The 20,704-nt window shown below is 71.4% G+C and carries 17 protein-coding genes, 1 tRNA gene and 1 pseudogene; 12 read left to right on the top strand and 7 right to left on the bottom strand.

All coding sequences use genetic code 11. The features are described from left to right. Positions 1-157: 157 nt before the first annotated feature. The 3 genes from WH85_RS28590 to ppdK form a co-directional block, all read right to left on the bottom strand. Positions 158-1,867, bottom strand: coding sequence for a GAF domain-containing sensor histidine kinase (locus WH85_RS28590; protein ID WP_045745115.1), 1,710 nt, complete (start codon positions 1,865-1,867; stop codon positions 158-160). A gap of 82 nt (positions 1,868-1,949) precedes the next feature. Continuing rightward, complete coding sequence (locus tag WH85_RS28585; RefSeq protein WP_157411265.1) at positions 1,950-2,294, bottom strand: hypothetical protein; 345 nt, start codon at positions 2,292-2,294, stop codon at positions 1,950-1,952. A 9-nt stretch (positions 2,295-2,303) separates the two neighbouring features. Continuing rightward, entirely contained in the window at positions 2,304-4,964 is a 2,661-nt protein-coding gene (ppdK, locus tag WH85_RS28580) for a pyruvate, phosphate dikinase (protein ID WP_045745114.1), read from the bottom strand. 267 nt (positions 4,965-5,231) lie between these two features. On the opposite strand from ppdK, the gene WH85_RS28575 reads away from it, so the two are divergent. Continuing rightward, positions 5,232-6,269, top strand: coding sequence for an alcohol dehydrogenase catalytic domain-containing protein (locus WH85_RS28575; protein WP_045745113.1), 1,038 nt, complete (start codon positions 5,232-5,234; stop codon positions 6,267-6,269). Here the strand turns inward: WH85_RS28575 and WH85_RS28570 are convergent. Then, positions 6,259-6,522 carry a Cif family virulence factor gene (locus tag WH85_RS28570; RefSeq protein ID WP_045745112.1) on the bottom strand — a complete coding sequence of 88 codons (264 nt, stop codon included), beginning with the start codon at positions 6,520-6,522 and terminating at the stop codon, positions 6,259-6,261. The genes WH85_RS28575 and WH85_RS28570 overlap by 11 nt on opposite strands. Before the next feature lie 12 nt (positions 6,523-6,534). Between WH85_RS28570 and WH85_RS47485 the strand changes: the two genes are divergently transcribed. The 3 genes from WH85_RS47485 (at position 6,535) to WH85_RS50785 (ending at position 8,078) form a co-directional block, all read left to right on the top strand. Then, a complete protein-coding gene (locus WH85_RS47485; RefSeq protein WP_052720869.1) occupies positions 6,535-7,224 on the top strand; it encodes a TetR/AcrR family transcriptional regulator in 690 nt (229 codons plus the stop codon). A 69-nt stretch (positions 7,225-7,293) separates the two neighbouring features. After that, a complete protein-coding gene (locus tag WH85_RS28560; protein WP_245674129.1) occupies positions 7,294-7,767 on the top strand; it encodes a DoxX family protein in 474 nt (157 codons plus the stop codon). Further along, positions 7,764-8,078 (top strand): hypothetical protein, encoded by a 315-nt coding sequence (locus WH85_RS50785; RefSeq protein ID WP_157411264.1) that lies wholly within the window; start codon positions 7,764-7,766, stop codon positions 8,076-8,078. The genes WH85_RS28560 and WH85_RS50785 overlap by 4 nt, the downstream gene beginning before the upstream one ends. A gap of 90 nt (positions 8,079-8,168) precedes the next feature. Here the strand turns inward: WH85_RS50785 and WH85_RS47480 are convergent, their stop codons facing one another. Together WH85_RS47480 and WH85_RS28550 are read right to left on the bottom strand one after the other, a co-directional pair. Beyond that, positions 8,169-8,759 carry a hypothetical protein gene (locus tag WH85_RS47480; RefSeq protein WP_169792492.1) on the bottom strand — a complete coding sequence of 197 codons (591 nt, stop codon included), beginning with the start codon at positions 8,757-8,759 and terminating at the stop codon, positions 8,169-8,171. 579 nt (positions 8,760-9,338) lie between these two features. Further along, positions 9,339-9,426, bottom strand: a tRNA-Leu gene (locus WH85_RS28550). Between the two features lie 225 nt (positions 9,427-9,651). Between WH85_RS28550 and WH85_RS28545 the strand changes: the two genes are divergently transcribed. The 8 genes and pseudogenes from WH85_RS28545 (at position 9,652) to WH85_RS28515 (ending at position 20,044) form a co-directional block, all read left to right on the top strand. Further along, on the top strand, positions 9,652-10,125 hold the full coding sequence (locus tag WH85_RS28545; protein WP_157411263.1) for a hypothetical protein: 474 nt from the start codon (positions 9,652-9,654) through the stop codon (positions 10,123-10,125). Then, positions 10,115-12,820 (top strand): annotated as a pseudogene (locus tag WH85_RS28540) (nSTAND1 domain-containing NTPase); the annotation flags it as partial. The gene WH85_RS28545 and the pseudogene WH85_RS28540, both read left to right, overlap by 11 nt. A 79-nt stretch (positions 12,821-12,899) precedes the next feature. Next, complete coding sequence (locus WH85_RS53205; RefSeq protein WP_245674128.1) at positions 12,900-15,248, top strand: WD40 repeat domain-containing protein; 2,349 nt, start codon at positions 12,900-12,902, stop codon at positions 15,246-15,248. Between the two features lie 24 nt (positions 15,249-15,272). Beyond that, complete coding sequence (locus WH85_RS28535; RefSeq protein WP_045745109.1) at positions 15,273-15,860, top strand: GNAT family N-acetyltransferase; 588 nt, start codon at positions 15,273-15,275, stop codon at positions 15,858-15,860. An 87-nt stretch (positions 15,861-15,947) separates the two neighbouring features. Beyond that, complete coding sequence (locus tag WH85_RS28530; RefSeq protein WP_063775553.1) at positions 15,948-16,526, top strand: DedA family protein; 579 nt, start codon at positions 15,948-15,950, stop codon at positions 16,524-16,526. Between the two features lie 44 nt (positions 16,527-16,570). Beyond that, positions 16,571-17,092, top strand: coding sequence for a PadR family transcriptional regulator (locus WH85_RS28525; RefSeq protein ID WP_045745137.1), 522 nt, complete (start codon positions 16,571-16,573; stop codon positions 17,090-17,092). A gap of 25 nt (positions 17,093-17,117) precedes the next feature. After that, on the top strand, positions 17,118-17,801 hold the full coding sequence (locus tag WH85_RS28520; RefSeq protein WP_045745108.1) for an ABC transporter ATP-binding protein: 684 nt from the start codon (positions 17,118-17,120) through the stop codon (positions 17,799-17,801). Beyond that, positions 17,798-20,044, top strand: a complete 2,247-nt coding sequence (locus tag WH85_RS28515; protein WP_045745107.1) for an ABC transporter permease — start codon at positions 17,798-17,800, stop codon at positions 20,042-20,044. The genes WH85_RS28520 and WH85_RS28515 overlap by 4 nt, the downstream gene beginning before the upstream one ends. 145 nt (positions 20,045-20,189) lie before the next feature. On the opposite strand, the gene WH85_RS28510 is transcribed toward WH85_RS28515, so the two are convergent. After that, a complete protein-coding gene (locus tag WH85_RS28510; RefSeq protein WP_045745106.1) occupies positions 20,190-20,612 on the bottom strand; it encodes a hypothetical protein in 423 nt (140 codons plus the stop codon). Between the last annotated feature and the right edge of the window lie 92 nt (positions 20,613-20,704).

Below are 20,704 nucleotides of genomic sequence, written 5' to 3'. Positions count from 1 at the left end.
CGTCGGACACGTTCAGTGGTCAGCGTCCGTGTGGTGACTCGGGGCCCGTAGCGCGGCCGCACTCACCACGCCCCACCACCCACGTGGTGATGTGGGGTGCCCAGCGCGTCTGAAGTCACCACGCGGACGGGCTTCGCACCCTGACCACGGAACGTTTTCAGCGGCCGGGTGGCACCGGAACCGACCAGACGAGTTCCGTGCCGGGTCCCTCCTCCGCCGGGCGGACCTCGAAGGAGCCGTTGCGGTCCCGGGCGCGGCGGGCCAGATTGACCAGACCGCCCCGGGCCGCCCCGGGGTCGGTGCCGACACCGTCGTCGCGAATGATCAGAAGCACCCGGCGGCCGTCGGCATGCACCGTCACCGTGACCCGTCCGGCCCGCGCATGCCGAGCCACGTTGGCCAGCGCTTCCCGCACCACGGCCAGCACGTCGGCGGCGAGCTCGCCGGGCACCGCACTGTCGACCGGCCCGGACGTCTCCACCGTCGGTGCGAACCCCAGCGTGACGGTGGCCGCCTCGGCCTCCCGCCGCAGATCGGCACGCAGCGACGAGCCGAGCGGCGCGCGCAGCGCGAAGATGGACTGCCGGATGTCGCGGATCGTGGCGTCCAGCTCGTCGATGGCCGCGTTGATCCGGGCAGCGGTCTGCGGGCTGCCGGCCTGCGGGGCGGCGCCCTGCAACTGCAGCCCGGTGGCGAACAGCCGTTGGATCACCACGTCATGCAGGTCGCGGGCGATGCGTTCACGGTCGGAGAGCACCGCGAACTGCTCGCGCTCGGCCTGTGCCTGGGCGCGGTCCAGGGCGAGCGCGGCCTGTCCGGCGAAGGTGGACAACTGGACCACGTCCTCGTCGCTGGGCGGCCGGCCCTCCGGATGGCTGACGATCAGGACACCCTGCAACTCGTCGGAGGCGGTCAGTGGGACTGCCAGGGCCGGCCCGTCCGGCACCCGGCCCGGCCACGCGGCGGCGGTGCGCAGGTTCGTGATCGTACGGATCCGCTCCCGGCTGAACCGTCCGGCGTCCGCGGCATCGGCGGGCAGGTGACAGCCGGCCATCGCGGCATCATCCGGGTCGGCGCCGTCGGCGACCTCGATCGTCCACCGCCCGGCCGCCGCGTCGTAGAGCAGGATCAGAGCCAGCTCGGCGCCGGTCATCTCGCGTACCCGGGTGGTGATCAGGCGTAGCGCCTCGGCCCGGCGCACCGTGCCCAGCAGCACGCCGGTGATCTCGGCGGTCGCCTCCAGCCACCGCTGCCGGCGCCGGGCGAGCTCGAACAGACGGGCGTTGTCGATGGCGACACCGGCCGCGGCGGCCAGCGCCACCACGATCTCCTCGTCGTCGTCGCCGAACTCCTTGGCGCCCTGCTTCTCCGCCAGATAGAGATTTCCGAAGACCTGATCATGGGTACGCACCGGAACGCCGAGGAAACTGTGCATCGGAGGATGCTCGGCGGGGAACCCGAACGAGTCCGGATGCTGGGTGATGTCCGGCAACCGAACCGGTTCGGGGTCGGTGATCAGCAAGCCGAGCACGCCCCGTCCGTGGGGGAGGTCCCCGATCGTCGCGTGTGTCGCCGGGTCGATTCCGTAGGTGATGAAGTCCGACAGGCTGTCGTTGGCCGGTGCCAGGACGCCCAGCGCGCCGTACCGGGCGCCGGCCAGCGCGCAGGCCGCCTCGACGATGCGTTCCAGGGTGCTGCGCAGGTCGAGGTCGCTGCCGATGCCGACCACCGCGTCCAGCAGGGCGCGCAGCCGTTCCCGGCTGGCCACGATGTCACCGACTCGGTTCTGCATCTCGTGCAACAGCTCGTCGAGACGGATGCGCGACAGCGGGCGAAGGCCGAGGGACGGCGGAATCTGCTCCGGCACGCGCTCAGGCTAACCGCGACCCGGGGCCCGGCACATCCTCCTGTCGTGCAGCCGTCGCCGAGGGTGACCGGCTCGCCGGCCGTCACCGTCCGACGACCAGGCGACGAGCGCGCAGCAGACGTGCCCACCATGGCCGGTCGCCGGAGCGAGCGGCCCGCAGGGCGGGGGCGTCGCCGTGCCGCACACTCACCCAGCCGCCGTGCCCCATGGTCACGGCACCGACAGCGGGCCGTCGGCGGAGGGCCAGGCCGGCGGCCGTGACCACGGCGATCACCGTGACCGCGGTGGTGGACGCGACGACGATCGCGGTCACGTCCACCACCGGGACGAACACGGGGCCGCCGGGGCCGGTGGCGTACGCCCCGACCTCGCGTCGGCCGACCAGGACCGGGCGTACGGCCTGCCGCTCGTCGAACATCTCGTGCATCACCCGCTCCTACCGGCTGTCGGAGACCGGACCGTCGCCGACCGCGGCGCGGCCCGCCTCCAACCGGGCGACCGGCACCCGGAAGGGAGAGCAGGACACGTAGTTCAGGCCGGCATCGTGGAAGAACCGCACCGAGTCCGGGTCGCCGCCGTGTTCGCCGCAGACGCCGGCGACAAGGTCCGGCCGGACGGAACGGCCCCTGCGCACCGCCGTGCGCACCAGCTCGCCGACCCCCGCCACGTCGATCGTCTCGAACGGCGAGGTGGCGAAGACGCCCAGTTCCCGGTAACGCCCGAAGAACGCGCCCTCCACGTCGTCGCGGGAGAAGCCCCAGGCCATCTGAGTCAGGTCGTTGGTGCCGAAGGAGAAGAAGTCGGCGGCGGGCGCGATCTCGCCGGCGGTCAGCGCGGCTCGCGGCACCTCGATCATCGTGCCGATCCGGATCGGCGGTACACCCTCCACCGCGGACAGGACCTGTGAGGCCTCCGCACGTACCAGCTCCAGCTCCCGGACCGAGGCGACCAGCGGAACCATGATCTCCGGCCGGGGGTCGCCGCCCGCGGCGGCCCGGGCCGCGGCCGCCTGTGCCACTGCCCGCACCTGCATCGCGAACAGGCCGGGGACCATCAGTCCCAGGCGTACGCCGCGCAGGCCGAGCATCGGGTTCTGTTCGTGGATGCGGCGCACCGCGACCAGCAGCCGCCCGTCGTGTCCGGGATCCTCGCCGCGGGCCTGCGCCCGGGCGACCCGGTCGGTCAGCTCCTCCAGCGACGGCAGGAATTCGTGCAGCGGCGGGTCGATCAACCGGATGGTGACAGGCAGGCCGTCCATCGCGGCGAGCACCGCGGTGAAGTCGTCGCGCTGCAGCGGCAGCAGTTCGGCCAGCGCGGATTGGCGCTCCTCGTCACCGGTCGCCAGGATGAGGCGTTCCACCAGCTCCCGGCGTTCGCCGAGGAACATGTGCTCGGTGCGGCACAGCCCGATCCCGGCGGCCCCGAAGCGGCGGGCCCGCTCGGCGTCCGCGGCGGTGTCGGCGTTGGCGTGCACCGCCAGCTTCGCCACCGTGTCCGCGTGCCCGGTCAGCCGCTCGACCGCGGTCAGCAGCGGATCACCGGTGGACGGCAGCTCACCCTCGAACCAGCGCACCACCGCGCTCGGGCGGACGGGGAGCTCACCCGGGTAGACCCGGCCGGTGGTGCCGTCGATCGAGATCACGTCCCCCTCGGACACCACGGTGTCGCCGACCCGGAACAAGGACGGTCCGACCTCCAGGTCCTCGGCGCCGCAGACACAGGTCTTGCCCATACCCCGGGCGACCACGGCGGCGTGCGAGGTCTTGCCACCGCGGCTGGTCAGGATGCCCTGGGCGGCGATCATGCCGGGCAGGTCGTCCGGGTTCGTCTCGTGCCGGACCAGGATCACCGGGCCGGTCGCTGCGGCGGCCGCCGCCGAGTCGAAGACGACCGTGCCGGAGGCGGCGCCCGGCGAGGCGGGCACACCGATGGCCAGCGGTGCCGGGGCGTTCGTGGTGTCGAAGGCCGGGAACATCAGGTGCGCCAGTTGGCCGCCGGTGACCCGTAGCAGCGCCTCGTCGTCGGTGATCAGCCCCTCGCCGGCCAGCTGGGCGGCGATCACGAAGGCGGCAGCCGGGGTCCGCTTGCCGACCCGGGTCTGCAGCATCCACAGTTTGCCGTCCTCGATGGTGAACTCGATGTCGCACAGGTCGCGGTAGCGGAGCTCCAGCTTCTCCATGATCGACAACAGGCGGGCGTGGCTGGCCGGGTCCATCCGGGCGAGCTCGTCCAAACCGACGGTGTTACGGATCCCGGCCACCACGTCCTCGCCCTGGGCGTTGGGCAGGTAGTCGCCGTACACGCCGCGCCGGCCGGTCGCCGGGTCCCGGGTGAACGCCACGCCGGTGCCGGAGTTCGTTCCATGGTTGCCGAAGACCATCGCCATCACGTTCACCGCGGTCCCGAGATCCCCCGGGATGTGTTCCTGGCGGCGGTAGAGTACGGCCCGTTCGGTGTTCCAGGAGGCGAAGACCGCGGTGATCGCCGAGTAGAGTTGCTCGTGCGGGGCCTGCGGAAAATCACGTCCGGCGTACGCGAAGAAGCGTTTCTGATAGGCCGCGACCAGTTCCCGCAGCGCCGCCGTGCCGAGTTCCGCGTCGGTGGCGACGCCCGCAGCCTCCCGCGCCGCGGCCAGCTCGGCATCGAATTGCTCACCCGGCACCCCGAACACGGTCTTGCCGAACATCTGGATCAGCCGGCGGTAGGAGTCCCAGGCGAACCGTTCGTCGCCGCTGCGCCGGGCCAGCCCGAGCACGGTGGTGTCGTTGAGCCCGATGTCCAGGATGGTCTCCATCATGCCGGGCATGGAGAACCGGCCACCGGAACGCACCGACAGCAACAGCGGGTCGGCCGAGTCGCCGAGACGCCGCCCGAGCCGGGCCTCGATCAGCCGCAGATGGTCCTCCACCTCCTGGAACAGCCCGTCCGGCAGGGCGCCTGTCCGCAGATAGGCGCGGCACGCATCGGTGGTGACGGTGAAACCGGGCGGCACCGGCAAGCCCATCCGGGTCATCTCCGCGAGGTTGGCGCCCTTGCCGCCGAGCAGGTCCTGAAGTTCCTTGTTGCCGTCGTTGAAATCGAAGACGTAGCGGGACATCGTCGTACCTCGCCCTCATCCGAATCCGATGGCGGGCAGTCCCGCCCTCACTCACCGTGTTATCGCGATGACTGTCATTCGGGGCAGGGCCGGAGGTCCCGGTCCAGGGGTGACCCATGCCGGATCGGGCGGTGCGGCAGCCCCGGCGTGCCGGTGAGCGCCCCCCGGCAACCGCTCAGTGACATCGATGCCCTTCGACCCTTCCGGATGGGGGCCGCCTGATGCACGCTCGCGGCAACTGTTCCTTCCAGGACGAAGGAGACGATCGTGAAAGCACTGGTCTACCAGGGAACGGGAGAACGTTCCTGGACCGAGGTCCCGGACCCGGCCGTGCGGCATCCACGCGACGCGATCATCCGGATCGACGCGGTCACCATCTGCGACACCGACTTGCACATCCTGGCCGGACACCTCCACGACGTACGGCCCGGCCGGATCCTGGGCCACGAAGCGGTCGGCACCGTCGTCGCCACCGGCGACGCGGTCACCGGACTGTCGGCCGGCGACCGGGTGCTGGCGTCCTGCATCTCCGCCTGCGGTCTGTGCCGCTTCTGCCGCGAGGGTGTCTACGGCCAATGCCGCAACGGCGGCGGCTGGGCACTCGGCCACCGTATCGACGGTGTCCAGGCCGAGTACGCGCGGATACCGTATGCCGACCTGTCCACCTACCGGCTTCCTGAAGGGCTCGCCGGCGACTCGGCGCTGCTGCTGGCGGACACTCTGCCCACGGCTTACGAGGTCGGGGTCCGGCGGGGGCGTGTGCGTCCCGGCGACACCGTGGTGATCGTCGGCGCCGGCCCGATCGGTCTGGCGGCGGTCGTCACCGCACGGTTGTACTCCCCGGCCCACGTGGTCGTCGTGGACGTCGTGGAGGCCCGGCTGCAGGCGGCGAAGAACCTCGGCGCCGACGTGACGCTGGCCCCGGACCGAGTGCCGATCGGGACGATCCGGGCGCTCACCGGCGGTCTCGGCGCCGACGTCGTCATCGAGGCCGTCGGCACGCCGGAGGCCTTCGAGCTGTGCACCACCCTGGTGCGCCCGGGCGGCCGGATCGCCACCGTCGGCGTGCACGGGGCCCCGGCCATGCTGCACCTGGAACATCTGTGGGCGCACAACATCACCGTCACCACAGGCCTGGTGGACACCTCATCGACAACGCGGCTGCTCGGCATGGTGGCCGGCGGCCAGATCGACCTGTCACCGATCATCACCCACCGAATGGCCCTGGACGACATCATGACCGGCTACGACCTCTTCGCCGAGCCGTCCAGAACCGGAGCGCTCAAGGTCGTTCTCAGCCGCTGACGGAGTGCCGTTGCGGACGGCGGCCTCGGAGCCGGGCGAGCCGCCGATCCGGCCGGCATCGCGCATTCATCGGCACCGGCCGGATCGGCGGCGCCCTCGTGCGCCGTCCCGGCCCGTGGCCGGGGAGGCGGCGGACGTCGTCCGCGAAGAGTGACAGCACCCGGTCGACGTCCGGCTGTGCGTCGTTGAAGGCGGCCACGAACGCGTCGATGGTGCGTTGCCGCCGGAAGTCCCGGCCGCCACCTGACCGCATAGAATTGATCGCGTGACAACCGACCCCGACCCCGGTCCCGGTCGGCGCCGGGGCCCGCGAACCGATCTCGACGTCCGCGCCCGGCTGGTGGCGGTGGCCGAGCGGATGTTCGGCGAACAGGGCCTGGACCCGGTGTCGGCACGGGCCGTGGCCCGGGAGGCGGGAGTGGCGCCGGGGGCACTCGCATACCACTTCCCCGCAGGAAAGACCGCCTTGGTCGCCGCGGTCATCGACCGCCGCATGACCCTCGTCGGCGCTGACATGAGCCGCCACCTCAGCGCGCTGCTGGAGCGCGACGGCGAGGTCACGCCGCGGGAGCTGATCGAGGCGGTGCTGATGCCGGCCGTCGCCCTGATCCAGGCCGATCCGGTGGGCGGCCTGCGCTGGATGCGCATCATCGCCCGACTGCAACTGGCGGAGGATCCCTCGTGGGCGGCCGCGGTCAACGGCGGGCCGAGGTTGGACGAACTGCTCGCTGCGGTGTCGGCACGGGTGCTGCCGGAACGTGACCGGCATGAGGTGGGCAGCCGGGTCGGCATCGCGGTCTTCTCCGTCCTCGCGCTACTGGTGAGCCCCGAGCAGGTCGGCGGGACGCGAGGAGCCGCGGGCGCCGGGCTCGACCCCGGCTTCGTGGAGCGGCTGGCCGACTTCGCCGCCGCCGGAATCGAGGGAAGCTGGGCTGCGGCCGGGCGACGGCCGTAAGGCATCGCCCGCTCGCACCCCTCCGGAAGCGCTGGTGCCCGGGACGTCGGCGTCTGATAATTTGCACACGTGACTAAATTCTTCGACGCTGCCCGTTCCGCATCCCTTCGGCGAGAACGCCTGTTCGCGGCGGCCCTGAGGGTGTCCGCCGGGCTGATGCTGCTCCTGGCGGGCATCTCCCATCTCACTGTCGCGCGCATCGAGTTCCAGGCTCAGGTGCCGCCGTGGTTCCCCGCCGACCCCGACGCGGTGGTGCTGGTCTCCGGAGTGCTGGAGATCCTCATCGGCGGCGCCGTCGTCGTCTTACGCCGCTGGCGCGCACTGGCCGGCCTGGTGATGACGGCGTTCCTCATCGCGGTCTTCCCGGGCAACATCGCCCAGTACCTGGGCCACGTCGACGGTTTCGGCCTCAACACCGACCAGGCACGACTGATGCGTCTGATCTACGAGCCGTTTCTGTGGGCATGGGCGTTCCTCCCCACAAACGCGTGGCGCCTGGTGCTGGAACTGGTGCGGCCGGCACCGGTCCGTGAACAGCAGTGATCCTGGCGGTGCGATCTCTGGCCGCCGACCGCACCGACCTGTGCGTCTCGCCGAACAATCCGCACAACGCCATCACCGCTGAAACCGGCCGGCCCGCGCACGACACCACTCCCGGCATCGAGGGTGTCAGCGTCCGCGTCGCCCGGCTGCGCCGGTTCGCCCTCGGCACGCCGTCTGGCGCGACGCCTGTCGCCCCCGCGCTTGCCGGCGTTGGGTGCGCCTGTTGCGGCGCGACAGCGGGTCGCCGTCTTCGTGGCGCCGCTGATGTCTACCGATGGATTGATGGGCTCGGGCTCACGCAAGCCCTCTGAGGAGCGGATGGCGACGAAGATGTTCCACCTGATCGATATGACCGAGACGCTGGCGCACCGGTATGCGGGCCGTCCCGGTACGACGTCCGGCTAGATCTTCGCCTGGTCGTCCGCCCGGTCCTCGAGCCGAACCCACTCACGAGCCACTGGCATCTCGCACTCGGGTTCCTCGCCGTCGACGAGACCGATCGCGAAGGGGAGCCGGCAGACAGCATGCCGACGACCCTCATGACGCTCCGCCGCACCAATTTCACCGAGAACCTCGACAAGCCGTCCACGCTGCTGGTCGGACAGTTCATAGGTGAACGTCGTACCGTTCTCCAGAACGCTCACCGCCGCATTCGGCTCCACCTCTTCGTCTGGGCAGGTGTCCAACCACCAGGACAAGTCGACGAAGAGCTCCGCGGAGACCTTCAACGCTGTCTCGTCCATGACGCCGGACTCAAGCCGATCCCCTTGCCGGGCCTGGAGCTGCTGAGATAACCAATCCAGACTCTGCCGGATCGCGGCCAATGCCCCGGCGTCGACCTGATCCTCCGGATATTCGCCGAGCCAAGCCAGCGAGTCGGCCACGACGCCCCGAAGCAGACCGGCGAGCACTGCATCACCATCAGTGCCCACGATCGCCGACCCTGCCAGCCTCATCCCGTCAGGCGGACAGGACGAGCGGTTCCATTGCACGAGCCCAGGCTAGGGGAAAACGTGAGCGTCAACACGGCCGGTGTGTGGTCGTACTCGGGCTCTCTCGTACGGTGGGCTACCGGTCTGCGGCCGGGTGGAGAACGTCCGCGTCGTCATGAACGGTCCGCCCTTCGCCGCCGGGGATGTCTTGGCTACCTAAGTTCGATGAAGAATCCACATCACGCTCTGTCAGCCCAACCAAACGGAAGATCGAGCCCCTCACTCAAACACGGCAGGCCATCGCCGACGCAGACACCAAGATCAGCCGTTACCGGGCGACCTTCGCCGACGGCGGCGACCCCGCACTGATCGCCGACTGGACCAGCGAGACCACCGAGATCAAGAAAACCGCACAGGCCCGACTCCGGACTCACCGAGGCGCCGCCCCAACGGATGACCACCGATCAGATCGGCACCATCGCCGACGCGTTCCACGACCTGCTCCGGCTACTCCGCGACGCCGACCCGCGAGACAATGCCGAGTTGTACAGCCGTATCGGCCTGCGGATGACCTACCGACGTGGGCCAGAAACGCTGATCGCCGAGGTTTGCACCCCGGCGAGTTCTCGTGTCTTCGATTGGTGTCCGAGGGGGGACTTGAACCCCCACGCCCGATAAAGGGCACTAGCACCTCAAGCTAGCGCGTCTGCCATTCCGCCACCCGGACTTGCCTGTACAACTTTACATGTCGCCTTCGCGGGCCTTGGACCAGGGTGGCAGGTCGGCGACCGCGGCTGTGAACGGGCGAGTGGCGCCCGGACCGCGGGGCCGGTTCGGTGACGGTGCCATTCGGTCAGGGGCCGCAACCTTGGTTTGTCCGGATGCTGACGCGGCGCCTCCACGGTGAAAACGGGCGTCATCTTGATCACTGAGCGTAGTTACAGTGGCGGGCATGGATGACGCGGATGCGGTGCTGCGGGGAGCGGTCCGTATCTGGGCGGCCGGCGCTGCCTCGGAAGGGCCGGCCTACGAGCGGTGGTCTGAGCCGGGCGGATACACGCTGCGCGGCGGGACTCTCGGGTTCGCCGGGGCCGAGTTCGTCGTCTGGGTGGCCGTCGCGGCGGGTTCCGGAGTGGTGGGGAACGTCGCGTACGACGCCCTCCGGGAACTTGTCGGTGCGGTGCGGGAGCGGCACCTTGCAGAGCGGGTGCTCGGGGAGGCGGAGGCCGTCTTCCTGGCTCGGCTCGCGGTGCGGGTCACCCTGATCCATGAAGGGCTCGGGGCTGACCGGGATGTCGAGGTGCTCGGCGTTTCGTGGGACGGCGAGTGGCGGGTGCGGGCCCGCTGCGGGGCACACGAGTTCGACTTGGCGGTGACCGATCAGGCGCCGGAGGACGCCATGGTCTTCGGCGCGCATGTCGGCTGACAGGCGGTGGTTCATCGGTGCGGCCACGGCCCGCTACACCGAGGCTTCCGGGCTGGCCGAGCGGCCCGGGCTCGTCGACGAGGTCGCCCGGTTCGCGGGGCTGTTCGGCGAGCTCGGCTATGTGACGGTTCCGGGGTTCGGGCACGACCACACCGTGAGCGGGTTCAGCATGAACCTGCGCCGGTTCCTCATCGATCCTCAGCGGACCGCGGACGACGTCGTCGTTCTCTACTACACCGGGCATGCGCTGGTGGAGAACGGCGAACTGTTGCTGCCGATGGCCGACACCGACGGCGACCTGTCCTTTACCAGCATGCGCGCGGGGGACCTCACCACGCGGTTCCTGGCGGGCGGCGTACGCGTGCGGCAGATGCTGTTGATCCTGGACACGTGTCATGCGGCGATCGGTGGGGCGAGTGCCGCGCGGGGTGCGATCGACGTGGTGAACCGGCTGAACCGGCTCGACGAGAATCCCAGCATCGCGGTGGTGGTGGCCGCCCGCCCGGCTGAACGGGCGGTCGAGTCGGCGTTCGGGACGGCGTTCGTGGCGGCCGTGCACGATCCGGCCAGCGGTGGGGTGAACTCCGATTTCCTGCCGCTCGACGGGCTGGTCGACCTCACCAACCGGAACACGCCGCCGTGGCAGCACGCCCGGCACTTTCTGGCCGGTGACCGGATCACGCCGTTCGTGCCGAACCCGCGGTCCGACCCGTGGTTGCGGGACCTGGATGTGCGTACCGGGGAAGGGCTGCGGCAGAAGGACGCCCGCCGGGCGGAACGGCTCGCCCATGTCCTGCCGGCGGCCCGGGGCCTGCGCCCCACCGACGACGTCGACGCCTGGCTGTTCACCGGGCGTGAGCATGCATTGCGTGACCTGGTGCGGTGGTTGAACACCGGATCGCCGGCCACGATGGTCGTCACGGGTGATCCGGGTTCGGGCAAGTCGGCGGTGCTCGCCCGGCTGTTCGTGCTCGCCGACCGGCGGCTGCGCGGGCAGGTGCCGCAGGTGCACCGCCTGGCGGCCGACACGATGCCGGCGGCCGGTGCGATCCGCGAGTTCGTGCACGCGCGGGGCAAGACCGCGCGGGGGCTGCTCGCCGCGCTCGCCGACGCCTGCGCGGTGGAGCGGGTGGCCAGCCCGGGGGAGCTGTTGCAGGCGATCCGCGGCAGGGAACCGATCGTCGTGGTGGTCGACGGCGTCGACGAGGCGATCACCGAGGCGGCCGACGAGAACGCGGAGCGGTTCACCCCGGTCGATCTGGTGCTGGCGCCGCTGGCCCGGGCCACGCACCGGACGCCGCTGCGGCTGCTGATCGGGGTACGCCGCCATCTCGTCGCGCGGTTCGAGGATTCCGGCGTCGTCGATCTGGACCGGGAGGCGTACGCCGATCCGGACGCCATCGTGAAGTACACCCGATCGTGTCTGGTCACGCTCGGTGCGAGTTCGCCGTACCGCGGGCTGGATCACCGCCGGGTGCTGCGGGTGGCCCGGGCGATCGCGGCCGCCGCCGGACGGTCGTTCCTGGTCGCCCTGATCACGGCGCGCAGTCATGCGTTGCGGGACGACATCGTCGACCCGGGTGACGAGACGTGGCGGCGTGGTCTGCCCCGGGTCGCGTCCGAGTCGATCGACGACGATCTCCGCAGCCGGCTGGGCGACCGGATCTGCGCCGCCCGAGATCTGCTGTTGCCGTTGGCGTACGCGAACGGTCCGGGTCTTCCCTGGGAGGACGTGTGGGCCCGGCTCGCCTCGGCGCTGTCCGGCCGGAACTACTCGAACGCGCAGGTCAACTGGCTGATGAACGTTGCCGGTTACTTCGTGACCGAGAGCACCGAGGGCAACCGTTCGCTCTATCGGCTCTATCACCAGAACCTCGCCGACCACCTGCGCAGTGACCGTGACGAGGCGAGTGACCAGGCGATCATCGTGGACACCCTGATCGACGGGTACGTGGAACGCACCGACCACGGACGCTGGGACTGGGCGCGGGCGCACCCGTACATCACCACTCATCTCGCGGCGCACGCGGCGCGGACCGACCGTTTCGACGATCTGGTCACCGATCCGCGGTTCCTGCTGGCCGCCGATCCGGCGGTGCTGCTCAACGTGCTGCCCGCCGCCCGGAGCCGCGCCGCCCGGCTGGCCGCCGACGCGTACCGACGGGCGGAGAGCCGGCTGCGGGCCGGTGACGTGGCGCAGCGGGCCGCCTGTCTGCAGCTTGCGGCGCGGTGCGGGCGGGCGCCGGAGCTGGCCGCGGCGGTCGACGATGCCGGGCTTGCGCCGGCCTGGTCGACGCCGTGGGCGGTGTGGCGGCTCCGGCCCCCGCACCGGGCTTTCCGCGGGCACGCCGGCAAGGTGTGGGCCGCGGCGATCCGGCGGATCAACGGTCAGGTACTGGTGGTGTCCGGGGGCATCGACCGGACCGTCCGGCGGTGGGACGCGACGACCGGCGACGCCTACGGTCCGGTCTTGACCGGTCACGAGGACGGCGTCTGGTCGGTGACGACGGGCGTGGTCGACGGCCGGGTGGTCATCGTGTCGGGCAGTGGTGACGGCACGGTGCGTCTCTGGGACGCGGCCACCGGCGTACCGATCGGTGCGCCGCTCACCGGGCACGGTAGGAACGTCTGGGCGGTCGCGGCCGGTGACACCGACGCCGGACCGATGATCGTCTCGGGTGGGGACGACGGCACGGTACGCCGGTGGCACGCTGCCGGTGGCGAGCCGGCCGGCCGGCCGGCCGGTGCGGGCGCATGCCGGTGGTGTGAACTCGGTGGCGATCGGCCGGGCCGGGCACCGCGCCGTGATCGTGTCCGGGGGCGCGGACGGGCTGGTCCGGATCTGGGACGCCGCCACCGGCGCGGCGGTCGGCGGTCCCCTGGCCGGGCACCACGGCATGGTGTGGGCGGTCGCGATCGGCGGTGACGGGGACCGCACCCTGGTCGCCTCCGGGGGTGTCGACGGAGGGGTGCGTCTCTGGGATGCCGGGACCGGGGCCCTGATGCGGACCTGCACCGGCCACCGCGACGGGGTGAGCAGTGTGGCCGTCGCCGTGATGGACGGCCGGTGCGTGATCGTGTCGGGTGGTGAGGACGGCACGGTCCGGGTCTGGGACACCGACAGCGGGACCATGGCCGGAGTGCCGTTCACCGGGCATGTCGACGGGATCCGCTCGGTCGCTGTCGGCGAGGTCGAGGGCCGTGCGATGGTGCTGTCCAGCGGGGACGACGGGACGGTCCGGCTGTGGGACATGGCGGCCGGTGTGCCGGTGAGTGACCCGTTCACCGGGCACACCGACGAGGTCCGGTCGGTGGCGTTCGGCGAGTTCGGCGGTCGCGGCATCCTCGTCTCGGGGGCGGATGACGCGACGGTGCGACTGTGGGACGCCGCCACGGGGGAGGCGCTGGCCGAGCCGCTGACCCGGCATACGGGGCCGGTCAACACGGTGGCACTGCACCGGGGGCACGCGGTCTCCGGGGGAGCGGACGGTGCCGCGTACCTCTGGAATCTGTCCGGCCTGGCGGCCGGCCCGGTGCGTCTCCCCGGGCACGCCGGCGGTGTCTGGTCGGTGGCCGCGGGCTTCGTGGACGGAAGGGAGGTGGTGGCCTCCGGCGGCGCCGACGGCAAGATCAACCTCTGGTCGGTACGCGAGAGCGAAGCGCTCGGGGAGCCGCTGCGGGGACACACCGGTGGGGTGAACGCGGTCGCGGTCGGCGCCGTGAACGGCCGGAGCATCGTGGTGTCGGGTGGCGCCGACCGGACGATCCGGATCTGGGATCCCCGGACCGGCCGCACCGAACGGATCATCCGGAGTGGCGCGGCGGTCCGGTCGGTGGCGCTGTGCGAATCGCCCACCGGCGACGTGGTGCTGCTGCTGGTCTCCGGCGACGACGACCGGGTCGTGCGGCTGTGGGACGTCCGGTCCGGTGAGCCGGTGATCGAGCCGTTCCGTGGGCACGCCGGCCGGATCTGGTCGGTGGCCGCCGGGCGGGTCGGCACGCGCCTGCTCATCGTCTCCGCCTCGGCCGACCACACGGTCCGGCTCTGGGACGGCGAGACCGGTCAGGCGGTACGCGTGCTGACCCGGCACACACCGGGCATGACCTCGGTGGCGATCGCCCGGGCCGACGGCCGCGACATGATCGCGGCGGGGACCGCGGATCACACCATCGGGGTGTGGGACGCCGTCACGGGTACGCCTGGAGCCCGGTTCACCGTGCACCTCGGCCGGGTCCTCGCCCTGGCCGCCGCGGTGGTGGACGGGCGGTCCGTGCTGGTGACCGGCGGCGACGACCACGTCCTGTACCGATGGAGCGAGGAGACCGGCGTACCCCGGGGCGATCCGCTGATCGGGCACAGTGGCCGGATCCGGGCGCTGGCCGCCGGGACGTCGCGGGGCCGGGCCGTGGTGGTGTCCGGGAGCGACGACGGCAGCGCCCGGGTCTGGGATCTCGCCACCGGTGAGCAGGCCGGGGTGTCCCTCGAGCACCGCCACACGGTCTCGGCTGTGGCGCTCGCAACCGACGGCGGCCCGCCGTTGCTCGCCACCGGTGGTTGGGACAACCTGATCCGGCTGTGGGATCCGGGCAGCGGCCGGCTCCTGCGGGTACTGACCGGTCACCGGGGGCGGGTCCGGTCGCTGGCGTTCGGCGAGGTGGACGGCCACCGGGTGGTCGTCTCCGGGGCCGCTGCCGACGGCACGGTCCGGGTGTGGGACGCCGAGCACGGGTCCGCGGTCGTCCTGCGCGGGCACCTCGACGGGGTGAACGCGGTGGCGGCCGGGCCGGACGGTCTGGTGATCTCGGGCGGCGACGACGGCACCGTACGGCTGTGGGATCCCGTGGGTGTCACGCCGGGCCTGCCGCCGTTGAGCGGCCACCGGGGCCGTGTCCTGTGCGTGGCCGCCGGCAGTGGCGAATACGAGGATCACATTCTTTCCGGCGGTGAGGACGGCACTCTCCGAATATGGCACAGGGGATCATCGAAGGCATATCTGATCATTGATCTGGCTGCTCCGGTGGCCGCTGTGGTGCCGAATGCCCTCGGCTGTTCCGTGGCGACCGAGCTGGGGTTGCTGCGCGTTCAGTTTCCACAGTGGCGTGAGGTCGCAAGGCCGGTTTAGCAGGGGATCTGCGATACTCTAGCCATGCCTTCGCTGGTCGGTCCCGCATTGACGGAGAACAAATTCCTAGCCGTATCGCAGCCGCGAATCACCATCGATGACCAATGGGTGCTGCGTCCGTGGCGCCCCGACGACGCCCCTTTGGTCGTCGAGGCGTTCGCGGATCCGGATATCCAGCGATGGAACATGCATCGGATGGATGATCCGGGAGAGGCCCGCGAGTGGATCGAGCAATGGAGCGCGGGGTGGAAGGCAGGGGACGACGCGGGGTGGGCGGTGGCGCACGCCTCCGACGACACCGCCGCCGGGCACATCGCGTTGCGGGCCATCCGGCTGCGGCACGCCCGGGCCGAGCTGTCCGGCTGGGGTGTCCCGTCGGCGCGCGGGATGAGCATGGGGGCGAAGGCCACCGAGGCGCTGTCCCGGTGGGCGTTCGACGAGTTGGGGCTGCACCGGCTGTTCCTGCTCCACTCGGTGAAGAACCCGGCGTCCTGCCGGGTCGCGATCAACGGCGGGTATCGCCTGGAGGGCACGATCCGCGGCTATCTGCTGCACGCCGACGGCTGGCACGACATGCACATGCACGCCCGGCTGAGCAACGACACGGCCTGAGCGCGGCCCGGGGGTGGGGTTAACCCCACCCCCGGGAGGAGAGTCTCCACCATCGATGGACGAGCGCGGCGTCCGTAGCGTCGGGGCATGGATGTGCTGATGCCACTGACCTCCTCGCCGTGGCTGTTCGTGGTCGTGGTCGTGGTGGTGGCGCTGGACGGGTTCGTCCCGGTGGTGCCGTCCGAGGCGATGGTGATCGGGCTGGGTGCGGTGTCGGTGAGCGGCTCGCCGAACCTGCTTGCGCTGTTCGCGGCGGTGGTGGCGGGTGGCGTGGTCGGCGACCGGATCGCCTACCTGATCGGGAGCCGGGCCGGCGGGCGGTTCGCCACGGGCCGGCTCGCCCCGGCCCGGGAGAAGGCCGCGCGGGCGCTGCTGCGGCACGGCGGGGCGGCGATCATCGTCGGGCGTTTCCTGCCGTACGGCCGGACGGCCACCACCGTGATGTCCGGGGCGGCCGCGTTGCCGATGGGGCGCTTCCACCTGTTCACGGCGGTGTCGAGTGTCGCCTGGGCGGTGTACGTGATCGGGCTGGGACGGCTGGGTGGCGCGGCTTTCGCCGACGCGCCGCTGTGGGGTGCGGCCCTCGGTGTGGCGTTCGGCATGGTGCTGGCGACCCTCTGGGCGGTGGGGGAGAAGCGCCGCAGCGTCGCGGAAGCGCCCTGCTAGCGAGCTATACACACGGTTTATAAACCGTGTGTATAGTGGCCGGCATGTCAGTCAGCTTCGCTCTGCTGGGCCTGTTGGAGAACGGCCCACGCCACGGCTACGACCTCAAGCGCACCTATGACGACACCTTCGGCCGGGACCGCGAGTTGCACTACGGGCAGGTCTACTCGACCATGGCCCGGCTGCTCAAGAACGGCCTCGTCGAGGTGGAGGCGGAGCCCGGCGTCGGGCCCGACCGCAAGCGCTACGCGATCACCGACGCCGGCGTCACCGACGTGGCGGAGTGGATCGGCCGGGCGGAGAAACCCGAGCCCTACCTGCAGAGCACCCTCTACACCAAGGTCGTCCTCGCGCTGATGACCGGCCGGGACGCCACCGACGTGCTCGACGCGCAGCGCACCGAACACCTGCGGCTGATGCGGGAGCTGACCCGTCGCAAGTCCGGCGGCGACATCGCCGACGAGCTGATCTGCGACCACGCCCTGTTCCACCTCGAGGCCGACCTGCGCTGGCTGGAGCTCACCGCGGCCCGGCTCGACCGCCTCGCCTCCCGGATCCGTTCCTGATCCCCCTCACCCCAGGAAGTCCCCCATGACTGAACAACCACTGCTGACCGCCGAGGATCTGCGCCTGAGCTTCGGTGAGACCAAGGCCCTCGACGGCGCCTCCCTGCACGTCTGGGCCGGCGAGGTGGTCGCCCTGATGGGATCCTCCGGCTCCGGCAAGTCGACGCTGCTGCACTGCCTGGCCGGCATCCTGACACCGGAGTCGGGCCGGGTCGGCTACGCCGGGCGCGACCTGTCGGCGATGTCCGACACCGAGCGCAGCGCGCTGCGCCGGGGCGAGTTCGGGTTCGTGTTCCAGTTCGGTCAGTTGGTCCCCGAGCTGACCTGCCGGGAGAACGTCGCCCTGCCGCTGCGCCTGACCGGCACCGGCCGCCGCGAGGCGCACCGCACGGCCACCGAGTGGCTGGAGCGTCTCGAGGTCGCCGACGTCGCCGACAAACGGCCCGGTCAGGCCTCCGGCGGGCAGGGGCAGCGGGTCGCCGTCGCCCGGGCACTGGTCGGCCGTCCCCGGGTCGTCTTCGCCGACGAGCCCACCGGGGCGCTCGACTCGCTCAACGGCGAACTGGTGATGAAACTGTTCATCGCCGCCGCCAAGGAGACCGGGGCCGCGGTGGTGCTGGTCACCCACGAGGCGCGCGTCGCGGCGTATTCCGACCGTGAGGCCATCGTCCGTGACGGTGTCGTCCGCGAACAGGAGTACGTCCGATGACCCGCCTGCGGACCTGGGCCTTCGAGATCGGGCTGGGCGCGCGGATGAGCGTCGCCGGCGGCCGGGCCGGCTGGACGCGGCTCGCCCTGATCGCGACCGGGGTGGGCATCGGCGTCGCCGTCCTGCTGGCGGTCGCGACCCTGCCCACCGCGCTGGCCGCGAGCAATGCCCGCACCGAGGCCCGGACCGAGAACATCGCCGCGAGCACCGACCTGCCCCGCGGCGACGACACGATGCTGATCGGCATCGCGACCATGATGTTCCGGGGCGACTCCGTGCACGGGCGGATGCTGCAGGCGGAGGGCTCCCGGCCGCCGGTGCCGCCGGGCGTGACGACCCTGCCCGGCCCCGGCGAGATGCTGGTCTCGCCCGCCCTGGCCGACCTGATGGCCGACGAGCCGCTGCTGGCCCAGCGTTGGGGCGCCCGTGTCGTCGGCACCATCGCCGACGAGGGGCTGTCCGGTCCGGCCGACCTCGCGTTCTACCTGGGCACCGACACGCTCACCGAGGAGACCGGCCACCGCATCGCCGGTTTCGGCTACGCCGGTGTCGAGGACGAGGGCGGCGTCTCCCCGGTCATGCTGCTGCTCTCCGCGGTCGGCATGGTGGTGCTGCTGATGCCGGTGATGGTCTTCATGGCCAGCGCGGTCCGGTTCGGTGGGGAAGCCCGCGACCGGCGGCTCGCCGCCCTGCGGCTGGTCGGCGCCGACGCCGCGATGACCCGGCGCATCGCGGCGGGCGAGACACTGGCCGGGGCACTGCTCGGGCTCGTCGTCGGTGCGGTGCTCGCGGTGGGTGCCGGTCTGCTGGTCAACCGTTATGCGTCCGGCGCGATGAGCTTCTACCTCACCGACATGCGTCCCGTTCCCGCCCTGGTCGCCCTGATCGCGGTGGGCGTGCCGGCGGTGGCGGTCCTGGTCACCCTGTCCGCGATGCGGCAGGTCGTGGTGCAGCCGCTCGGCGTGGTGCGGCTCAGCGGGACCACCCGCCGCCGTCTGTGGTGGCGCCTGATCCTGCCGGTGCTCGGCGTCGCGCTGCTCTGGCCGCTCAAGGACGGACTCGGCGGGAGTTCCGGTGTCGAGCTGCAGGCGGCCGCCGGGGTGGCACTGCTGCTGATCGGTCTGGCGCTGCTGCTGCCGTGGTGGGTCGAGGCGACCGTGCACCGGCTCGGCGGCGGCAGCGTGGCGTGGGAACTGGCGATCCGCCGCCTCCAACTCGACAGCGGCACCGCGGTCCGGGCCGTCTCCGGCATCGCGGTCTCGGTGGCCGGCGTGATCGCCCTGCAGGGCCTGGTCAGCGGCGTCGAGAGCACGATCGGTGGTGAGGGGGGCAGTGACGCCCGCCCGTTCCAGCACGAGATCCTGCCCCGCGCCGACCTACCCGACCAGACCTGGATCACCGCCCTGGAGAAGACGCCGGGCGTGCGGGAGGTCCAGACCGTCCGCAGCGTCTACGGCACCCAGGACGGCACCTCGGTCCGGATCCGGATCGGCGACTGCGCGGTGCTGGCGGCATTCGCCGAGACGGCCGGATGCGCCGACGGTGACGTCTACGCCGTCGACGTTCCGGCCGGCCCCGCCACCTACGAGCTGAGCGACGACACCACGTGGACCCCGCCGACCGCGAACCACGAGGTCGCCGCCACCCCGAGCTACGAGATCTACGGGCCGGCGCTGCTGATCACCCCGGGCGCGCTGCGGGGCATGAAGGTGCCGTCCGCCGAGACCAACTTCGCGCTGAACCTCGACACCGCCGACCCGGACGCGGTGGAGCACCTGCGCAACACCGTCGCGACGCTGGACCCGCAGACGCTGGTCTCCGAACCGGGCAACGCCACCGTCGCCGCCACCATGCGGACCATCCGGCAGAGCCTGCTCGTCGGCACGGTCGTGCTGCTCCTGCTGATCGGCGCGAGCCTGGTCGTCAACGTCGCCGAACAACTCCGCGAACGCCGCAAGGTCCTCGCGGTGCTGGTCGCCTTCGGCACCCGCCGGCGCACGCTGACCGGTTCGGTCCTGGCGCAGGCCGCGGTCCCGGTCCTGATCGGCATGACCCTGGCCGTCGGCTTCGGCAGCGCGCTGGCGGCGGCACTGATGGCGATGGTCGAGGCCCCGGTGACGGTCGACTGGTTCGGCATCGGCACGACGTCGGGCGTCGCCGCGCTGGTGGTGCTCGGCACGACGGCGGCGACCCTGCCCACCCTGATGCGCCTGACCCGCCCCGGCAACCTGCGCAGCGAGTAAGCCCGCAGACAGGCCCGCCGACGCCTCGGGCTGGGAGACATGTGCACCAAAGCCGTGTCGCCACTGGGTGTTTCAGCAGGCCTGGCGAGGTCGATGCGGGAATGCCGCACCGACCTCGCCAGTCTCGGTCAGGGCTATGCGCAGGTCAGCAGTCATCAGTCTCGTAGTCGGCCAGCTTGATGCGGGCGGTGCGCTGCCCGGCGAAGTCCCCGTCCGTGGTGTAGGCGCGGACGGTGCCGGTGAGCCGGTTACGGCGGACGTCCTTGACGAAGGCCTTGCTCACGCAGCCTCCGTCGATCGATACCCAGTTGTAGTCCGAGGACGTGGGCTTGAAGATTTGGCCGCGGGACGTCGTCACGGTGAGGTCGTACAGACTTGTCTTGCGTAGCGGCGCCTCGAAGCTGGCCCATAACGAACCGTGGTTGCACGAGCCGCCTTCACCGGCATAGACGGTGACCTCCAGATTCTTGACCGGCTTGGTGGCCGCCTCCGCAGAGGTCGAGCCCAGGGCGGTCGCGGTGAGTGCGGCGCCGGCGACGAACAGGGTGCGGAGCAGGTTCGCGGTCATCGGGGGTCTCGCTTTCGCTACAGGTGACGTCTGCCGTGAACGGGTGGGGAGCCGGGACGACTCGCTCGCTGTCGGGGGTGTCCATCGGCGTG

Source organism: Actinoplanes rectilineatus, from assembly GCF_000962825.1.
In the GTDB taxonomy this organism is placed as follows: Bacteria; Actinomycetota; Actinomycetes; order Mycobacteriales; family Micromonosporaceae; genus Actinoplanes; species Actinoplanes rectilineatus.
This window is presented reverse-complemented; position numbering and strand designations above follow the sequence as displayed.